General features: G+C 64.3%; 3 protein-coding genes. All 3 read right to left on the reverse strand.

The genetic code is table 11. The features are described from left to right. Positions 1–95: 95 nt before the first annotated feature. On the reverse strand, positions 96–449 hold the full coding sequence (locus FKZ61_RS23630) for a translation initiation factor (RefSeq protein WP_141612627.1): 354 nt from the start codon (positions 447–449) through the stop codon (positions 96–98). A 175-nt stretch (positions 450–624) separates the two neighbouring features. Further along, complete coding sequence (locus FKZ61_RS23635) at positions 625–1164, reverse strand: O-acetyl-ADP-ribose deacetylase (RefSeq protein ID WP_141612628.1); 540 nt, start codon at positions 1162–1164, stop codon at positions 625–627. A gap of 27 nt (positions 1165–1191) precedes the next feature. Continuing rightward, entirely contained in the window at positions 1192–2097 is a 906-nt protein-coding gene (locus FKZ61_RS23640; RefSeq protein ID WP_141612629.1) for an AEC family transporter, read from the reverse strand. Positions 2098–2154 lie beyond the last annotated feature (57 nt).

The following is a 2154-nucleotide window of genomic DNA, read 5'->3' on the forward strand; positions in this document are numbered from 1 at the left end:
AACCAAACAGGTTCGCACACATCGGGGAGATGCGCCTTTGCGTTTCTGGTCTTCTCGCTGGATTCCCCGGGCAGATGTTCCGCGTCCAGGCGCTGTCAACCGCCGGCGGCCTTGGCCTGATAGCCCAGCTCCCGCAGCATCGCCACAATCGTTTCCCGGTGATCGCCCTGGATCTCCAGGTTGTCTCCCTTGACGGCGCCGCCGGTGCCCAACCGCTGTTTGAGCAGTTTGAGGAGGGCCTGTTTGCCCGCCGGCGGGCTCATGACCCCTTTGATGACACAGACGGTCTTGCCGCCCCGGCCTTTGCGCTCCAGGAAGACGCGCACCGGAAAGTTCTGCTGGAGGCTGGGGATCGCTGCCGCCGGGTTGGCCGGCAACGACACGGCCTGATGCTCGCTTTCGGGCTCAGGATCGGTGGAGAAGACGATCCGACGATCTTGCGTTGCCATGGTTCCTTTGCATGATGAATGGGGTAGGTATCCCGTCGGGGAAGCCTGGGCGGAGAGCAGACAGCCGACCTTCAGGATCACCCCCGGTGGGATACACCCGCTGGACGGATAGGTGATGGTCCTGCGCGGCGATTCACCGGCGCACGCCGACCTTGGGTCGGCTGGCAGGAGTATATCACGGCCCAGGCGCCGGATCAATCCAGATTTCTTGAAAAGCTTCCTGGTATTCCTGGAAATCCCGCGGCGAGTAGCAGACCAGGATCACCTTCTCCAGGGTTTGGTCCTGCTCCAGAAATTCCTTGATCGTCCGCAGCGCGATGCGGCTGGCCCGCCGAATGGGAAAGCCGTAGGCGCCGGTGCTGATGGACGGGAAGGCGATGGTCTTCAGCCCATGGGCCACTGCCAGGGCCAGGGAGTTGCGATAGCAGCGGGCCAATAGCTCATCTTCGTTGGCCGTGCCTCCACGCCAGATGGGCCCCACCGTGTGGATCACGTGGCGGGCCGGCAGGTTGTAGCCGCCGGTGATGCGAGCTTCGCCTGTGGGACAGCCGCCCAGGGTGCGACACTCGGCCAGCAGCCCAGGCCCCGCCGCCCGATGGATGGCACCGTCCACGCCGCCGCCCCCCAGCAGCGAGGAGTTGGCCGCGTTGACGATGGCATCCACCGCCAGGGTGGTGATGTCGCCTTGCACAATTTCCAGCCGTTCCGCTTTCATCTCAACGCTCCTTCCGCCAACCTTTGCTCAAACCATGGCCAGCACGACGGTCAGGGTGACGGCGCTGGCCAGGGTCGAAACCAGAACCGTGGTGGTGACAAAGTCGGGCAGCAGATCATGTTCCAGCGCAATGAGGGAAGCCAGGATGGCCGCGGGCATGCTGGCCTGCAAGATGCCGGCGCCCCGCTCCACGCCTGTGAGGCCAAAGGGCACGGCCAGCCCCAGGCCCAGGGCCGGCCCCACGACCAGCCGGATGCTGCTGGCCACCAGCACATCCCGGTTCAGCCGTGGACGGCCCATGGCCGCCAGCTGAACCCCCAGGGTCAGCAGCATGATGGGGATCATGGCGTCGGCCAGCAGCCCGATGGCCCGTTCCGCAAAGAGGGGCACCGGCAGGGCCAGATTGTTGGCCAGAATGGCCGGGACCACAGCCACCAGGGCCGGCGTCTTGAGCACCGAGAGCAGGGCCCCGCTATTGCCGTCCCTGTGCCAGGTGGCGGCCATCACCCCGACCAGAAAGCCGAAGACGCTCAACACCAGAAAATAGAAGGAGGCCGGCACCAGGGCCGCTTCCCCCAGCTTGAATTGGATGATGGGCAGCCCAAAGTTTCCCACATTGCCAAAGGCGCCCACCAGGGCAAAGGCAGCTGTCATTTCGGCCCGATGGCCCAGAAGCCGGGCCACCCCGATGCAGATGATCACGCAGCCGCCCGCCACCAACAGGATGAAAAGGGCCATGCGCGTGGCTAACAGCACATCCATGGACGCATCCCGGAAGATGTCAAAGATGAAGGCCGGTGCCAGGATGTAGTAGGCGACCTTGGACAGGGAGCGGGCATCCACCTGCAGGCGAGGGCCCGCGACGTAGCCGATCAGCAACAGGGTGAAGACCGGTGTCAGGACGTTGACGAAGATGGCGAATAGTTGCAACACGGATGGCGGCGTTCCCATTTCGGCTCATCTCCCAACTGTGTGCGAACCTGTTTGGTT

Source organism: Litorilinea aerophila (assembly GCF_006569185.2).
GTDB lineage: Bacteria > Chloroflexota > Anaerolineae > Caldilineales > Caldilineaceae > Litorilinea > Litorilinea aerophila.